Annotated in this window: 6 protein-coding genes and 1 pseudogene; 2 read left to right on the top strand and 5 right to left on the bottom strand. The window is 58.2% G+C overall.

What is annotated here, in order from left to right; genetic code table 11:
- Nucleotides 1-167: 167 nt before the first annotated feature.
- Together ADB02_RS00610 and secY are read right to left on the bottom strand one after the other, a co-directional pair.
- On the bottom strand, nt 168-719 hold the full coding sequence (locus ADB02_RS00610; protein WP_005509947.1) for an adenylate kinase: 552 nt from the start codon (nt 717-719) through the stop codon (nt 168-170).
- Nucleotides 719-2,056, bottom strand: coding sequence for a preprotein translocase subunit SecY (secY, locus tag ADB02_RS00605; protein ID WP_048731466.1), 1,338 nt, complete (start codon nt 2,054-2,056; stop codon nt 719-721). The genes ADB02_RS00610 and secY overlap by 1 nt, the downstream gene beginning before the upstream one ends.
- A gap of 349 nt (nt 2,057-2,405) precedes the next feature.
- Between secY and ADB02_RS11840 the strand changes: the two are divergent.
- Nucleotides 2,406-3,065 (top strand): annotated as a pseudogene (locus ADB02_RS11840) (6-carboxyhexanoate--CoA ligase); the annotation flags it as partial.
- Between the two features lie 48 nt (nt 3,066-3,113).
- Nucleotides 3,114-4,265 carry an aminotransferase class I/II-fold pyridoxal phosphate-dependent enzyme gene (locus ADB02_RS11835; RefSeq protein ID WP_414630084.1) on the top strand — a complete coding sequence of 384 codons (1,152 nt, stop codon included), beginning with the start codon at nt 3,114-3,116 and terminating at the stop codon, nt 4,263-4,265.
- 103 nt (nt 4,266-4,368) lie between these two features.
- Here ADB02_RS11835 and rplO read toward each other — a convergent pair whose 3' ends face one another.
- The 3 genes from rplO to rpsE form a co-directional block, all read right to left on the bottom strand.
- On the bottom strand, nt 4,369-4,815 hold the full coding sequence (gene rplO / locus ADB02_RS00595) for a 50S ribosomal protein L15 (protein ID WP_016422071.1): 447 nt from the start codon (nt 4,813-4,815) through the stop codon (nt 4,369-4,371).
- A gap of 7 nt (nt 4,816-4,822) precedes the next feature.
- Nucleotides 4,823-5,008 carry a 50S ribosomal protein L30 gene (gene rpmD / locus ADB02_RS00590; RefSeq protein WP_005509843.1) on the bottom strand — a complete coding sequence of 62 codons (186 nt, stop codon included), beginning with the start codon at nt 5,006-5,008 and terminating at the stop codon, nt 4,823-4,825.
- 5 nt (nt 5,009-5,013) lie between these two features.
- On the bottom strand, nt 5,014-5,484 hold a 471-nt coding region (gene rpsE, locus ADB02_RS00585), incomplete at its 5' end, for a 30S ribosomal protein S5 (protein ID WP_049189358.1).

Below are 5,484 nucleotides of genomic sequence, written 5' to 3'. Positions count from 1 at the left end.
CAACACGCCCGGAAAAGACACACTTTTCTTTACTTAACCCCAAAAGCCGCCCTTCCAAACCTCAACGGTTCGAAAGGGCGGCTTCAACAACCATCTACAACCGGCAAACCCATCGGCCCCAGCCAGCGAAAAAGCTAGAGCGTCTAGTTACCCGGTGTGCCAGGAGCCTAGTTCAGCTTCTCCAGCTCAGCCATCGTGCGCTCGTTAATCTCCTCAACGGATCCCTCAGCGGCAATCTTGATGATCTTCTCCGAGTAGTAATCCAGCAAAGGAGCGGTCTCATTGGTGTACACATGCATGCGGTTGCGGATGACCTCTTCAGTGTCGTCTGCGCGACCACGGGCCAGCATGCGCTCGACGACGACATCCTCAGAAACGTCGAACTGTACGACCGCATCCAGCTCAGTGCCGAGGTTGGACAGCAGACGCTTCAGCTCTTCTGCCTGACCAACAGTGCGTGGGAAGCCATCCAACAGGAACCCCTTGGCAGCGTCGTCCTCATTCAGACGGGACTCGACCATACGCACAGTCACGTCGTCCGGAACAAGGTTGCCGGCGTCGATGTAGGACTTCGCCTCAATGCCGAGCGGAGTGCCTTCACCGATGTTTGCGCGAAACAGGTCACCGGTGGAGATGTGCGGGACACCGAGCTTCTCCGAGAGGATAGCTGCCTGAGTGCCCTTGCCTGCACCGGGAGGACCTACAAGTACGAGTCGCATTACTTCAAGAACCCTTCGTAGTTACGTTGCATCATTTGGCTTTCAACCTGCTTGACCGTCGTCAGCGCAACACTGACCAGAATCAGCAGGGCTGTACCTCCAAACATACCGCCTGTACCGGAGTTCGCGTCGCCAAGCCCCATATCAAGAGCGACATTTGGCAGAACAGCAATCAGCGCCAGGTACAGCGAGCCGACAGTCAGCAGGCGAATCAGGACGTAGGACAGGTATTCAGCAGTCGGACGTCCCGGGCGGAAGCCCGGAATGAATCCACCGTATTTCTTCATGTTCTCCGCCTGCTCGTGCGGGTCGTACTGCACGGAGGTGTAGAAGAAGGAGAAGAAGATGATCATCAGGAAGAACAGCAGAATGTACTGCCAACTGGACGGCGCCAGCAGGTACTGAATGACATTGCGCTGCCACCAGTTGTCCATGTTCGGATTCGACTGACCGGACTGAACAATCTGGGTAATCAGAACCGGCACGTAAATCAGCGAGGACGCGAAGATGACAGGGATAACACCGGCCTGGTTCACCTTCAGCGGCAGGTAGGTGGAAGATCCGCCGTACTGGCGACGACCAACCATGCGCTTTGCGTACTGCACCGGAATACGGCGCTGTCCCTGCTCAATGAAAATAACGCCGATGATGAGAATCAGCACGGCAACAATCACGGTGGCGAACACGACACCGGTGGTGGAGCGCAGAATGTTCGCTCCCTGCGCCGGCATACCAGCGGCGATACCGGAGAAAATCAGCAGCGACATACCGTTGCCGACGCCTCGGTCAGTGATGAGCTCACCCATCCACATGACCAGCACGGCACCGGAGGTCATCACAACGACCATCACCACGAGGTCAAAGACACCCGCATCCTTAACCAGCAGCGACTGCGAGCCACCCAGCAGGGCACCTCGGTCTGCCATGGCCACAATGCCTGCAGACTGCAGCAACGCCAACGCCACTGTGAGGTAGCGGGTGTACTGGGTCATCTTTGTCTGACCCGACTGCCCTTCCTTCTTCAACTGCTCGAAGTGTGGAATCACCACCGTGAGCAGCTGGACGATAATCGAGGCCGTAATGTACGGCATAATGCCGATGCCGAAAATCGCCATCTGCAGCAGAGCGCCACCTGAGAACAGGTTAATCAGCGAGTAAACGCTGGACTGATCTTTCGAAATCTGCTCGAGCTGCGCGTTGACCAACTGGTAGTCGATACCAGGGGTTGGAATCTGCGAGCCGATTCGGTACAGAATGATCATCGTCAGAGTGAAGAAGATCTTCTTACGCAAATCGGGATCGCGCAACGCCGCAATGAGACCGGAAGCCACGTGCATCCTCCCGAGGTCAAGAAATCCGCTTCTCCCACGCTTTTCCCGAAAGACTTACCCGCTTATCCGCCAGTAGTCTCCCGTTTTAGTTAAGCAACGCGGATGACGTATTCCTCAAACCTTTAATTGACAGTATTTGACGTAGTGAGTCTACCAGCGTTTCTCCACATCGTCGCAATACACCTCCATATCACCGTTAGTACAGCGCCCCGCCAATCACCTCTTTTCGCTTGACGACGATCCCAGCGCCCCCTCCCCTCTGAGCCCACGCCCCCTCACTGTGCCTCACCCAATTTTCCCAGACAAAACTTGAACAGTGTTAAAGTTTTGCTCTGTGAGTACCTACAGCATCCGCATGCGATCCAGCGCCGATGGCTGCCATATCTCTGGCGCTGAGCGTCTTGCACCGGCCGTCGAACTACCTCAGCTGGCTTCTGCAATGACTAGCCGTGCACTTCACCACGACAAGGGTCGAGCCGACACAATTCACATCACTGTGGACAAGGTTGAAGAGTCGACTATCGGCACCGTGTCCGCGTTGACTCCCTTTCTAGAGTCGAACCCCAGCCCTGAGGACGCACGCAATCTCATTGCTCAACGCCTACACGCTGCAGGCATACAAGCAGCCGACATCGCCGTCGAAATGGCCTATTCACTCACAGGTCTCCGCGGTGCCGCTCTCATCGATGCCTCCTCCGGTGAACGGCTCGACCCAAATCCTGCCCGTGGTGTACGGGTTTCCACTTTTGATGCCATCTCGCACCCCAGTAAGGACTGCACCAAGGATCATTTTCACGAGGCGCTCATCCTCGCATCTAAGGTTCACAGCGCCCCGGGTATCGTCGCAGAAATCTGCCTCTCCGATGACCCCTTTTACACGCGGGGATATCTGGCGCTGGACGGAATCTTTCACCGTATCCCCAATATCAAGGACCACGGCAGCACTCTTGGTACTCGCATCTTCATCGTTGAACCCGGCACCGATATCCCCGAGCTAATCGATTACCTGGAGAACGCGCCGGTCTACGTCGAGCTCCCAGCTGACGCCAGTTCCTCGCCGGACGTGACCGCCCCCAACAGCGACCTCTCAGCAATCGCCGCCCAAAGGAACTCGGCCTGGGCCGCTGAAGGGCTTGCCCGCACACTGCGCACTTTCGAAACCGGACAACTGCCACACAGCCGAATTGACGGAACCGACTATCTACTGTTTTCTTCTTCGGACTACCTCGGCCTGTCCACGCACCCTGAACTCATCTCAGCTGCCACCGAGGCAATTGGACATTTCGGCACCGGGTCCGGCGGCTCTCGCCTGACCACCGGCACTAGCATCCACAGCGCACTTGAGAATGAACTCGCGCAGTTCTTCGGTTTCGACGATGCCGTTCTCTTTGCTACTGGCTACCAGGCGAACCACTCAACCATCGCTGCCATCGCCACCGCCGACGTTGAAATCTTCTCCGACGCCGCCAACCATGCTTCCATCATTGACGGATGCCGCAATGCCCGAGCTAGAGTCACGGTCTTTCCGCACACTGACTACCAGGCACTCGACCGTCTCCTCGCAACATCGAGCGCCCGCCACAAACTTGTCATCTCCGACTCCGTGTTCTCTATGTCAGGCGAGGTCATCGACGGCCCGGCACTCGAGCGCACCTGTCACCGTCGCAACGCATGGCTGATGCTTGACGACGCCCACGGCGTCGGCGTTATCGGAGAACACGGTCGTGGCACTGCAGCGCACCTGGGCATTCGCCCGGACATTGTGGTCGGCACCGCGAGCAAGGCTCTCGGTGTCGAAGGAGGATACGTTCTCTGCTCGGCACCAGTTGGCGAACTGTTACGCAATCAAGCCCGTAGCTTCGTGTACTCAACGTCGATGAACCCCGGTTCCGTCGCAGCTATCCGTGCAGCGTTGAAGCAGTTGGAGGCTGGGGACGTCGTCAAGCGATTGCAGCGTAATATTGCGCGCGTCCGCTCCCTAGTTGGCGCACAGGCCGACCCCGCATCTGCAATCATCCCGCTGCCCGTCGGCGACGAAGCCGAAGCGATGGACGCCACAGCACGGTTGGCGGAGCTAGGCGTGTACATACCTGCGATTCGCTACCCGACGGTTCCCCGTGGTGAGGCAATGTTGCGATTGACCATTACCGCGCTCCATACGGACGCTGACATCGACCGACTGGAGCAGGCTCTGCGCCACACCGGCCTGCTGTAAGCGGGCGGTTTGCGCTGCCCTCCCCTCCCCTTTCCTCCCTTTCAATACAAAAAGAGCTCTTAACCACTTGGGTTAAGAGCTCTTTTGTTAAAGCTTAAATGCTTTAGGCCTCAGTGACAGAGCCGCCTGCAGCCTCGATCTTGGACTTTGCGGAGCCCGAGAACTTGGTTGCGGTGACGTTGACGGAGACGTTGATGTCGCCGTCGCCGAGGACCTTCACCGGCTGGTTAGCGCGGACAGCGCCCTTTGCAACCAGGTCGGCGATGGTGACGTCGCCACCGTTCGGGAACAGACGCTCCAGATCCGAAACGTTGACCACCTGGAAGGTGACCTTCGCCGGGTTCTTGAAGCCCTTCAACTTCGGCAGACGCATGTGAAGTGGCATCTGGCCACCCTCGAATGCTGCCGAAACCTGCTTGCGGGCCTTGGTGCCCTTGGTGCCGCGACCAGCGGTCTTACCCTTGGAAGCCTCACCACGGCCGACGCGAGTCTTCTTCTTCTTAGCACCCGGAGCCGGGGCCAAGTCGTGGAGCTTAATTGGTTCGCTCATGGTTTACCTACTCCCCCGCTACTTCTTCAACCTCGACCAGGTGACGCACAACGTTCACGAGACCGCGCACAGCCGGAGTATCCGGGCGAACGGCGGAATCGTTGATGCGCTTCAGGCCGAGGGTGCGCAGCGAATCCTTCTGGTTCTGCTTGGTACCAGCGGTACCACGGACCTGGGTAATCTTCAGTGCCATGGAAATCACGCTCCCTGACCTGCGCGTGCGCGCAGCATACGTGCTGGGGTGACCTCTTCGAGGGACTTGCCACGACGTGCGGCGACCTCTTCAGGGCGAACCAGCTGCTTGAGGGCATCAACGGTTGCGTGAACAACGTTGATGGAGTTGTTGGTACCCAGCGACTTGGACAGAACATCCTGAACACCGGCGCACTCGAGAACCGGGCGGACAGCGCCGCCGGCAATCAGACCGGTACCCGGAGCAGCCGGGCGCAGCAGGACGATGCCAGCAGCGGTCTCACCCTGAACCGGGTGGGTAATGGTGCCAGCAATCATCGGGACGCGGAAGAAGTTCTTACGAGCCTCTTCAGCACCCTTCTGGATAGCTGCCGGTACTTCCTTGGCCTTGCCGTAGCCGACGCCGACCATGCCCTCGCCGTCACCGACGATGACCAGAGCGGTGAAGCTGAAGCGACGACCACCCTTGACGACCTT

Origin of the sequence: Corynebacterium sp. 212_CJEI (assembly GCF_001055915.1) — a bacterium.
Taxonomy (GTDB): domain Bacteria; phylum Actinomycetota; class Actinomycetes; order Mycobacteriales; family Mycobacteriaceae; genus Corynebacterium; species Corynebacterium jeikeium_D.
This window is presented reverse-complemented; position numbering and strand designations above follow the sequence as displayed.

Bases quoted from the DNA above. Each gene is read 5' to 3' on its own strand.
- secY (WP_048731466.1), bottom strand. From the start codon at position 2,056: ATGCACGTGGCTTCCGGTCTCATTGCGGCGTTGCGCGATCCCGATTTG.
- rplO (WP_016422071.1), bottom strand. From the start codon at position 4,815: ATGAGCGAACCAATTAAGCTCCACGACTTGGCCCCGGCTCCGGGTGCT.
- rpmD (WP_005509843.1), bottom strand. From the start codon at position 5,008: ATGGCACTGAAGATTACCCAGGTCCGTGGTACCGCTGGTACCAAGCAG.
- ADB02_RS00610 (WP_005509947.1), bottom strand. From the start codon at position 719: ATGCGACTCGTACTTGTAGGTCCTCCCGGTGCAGGCAAGGGCACTCAG.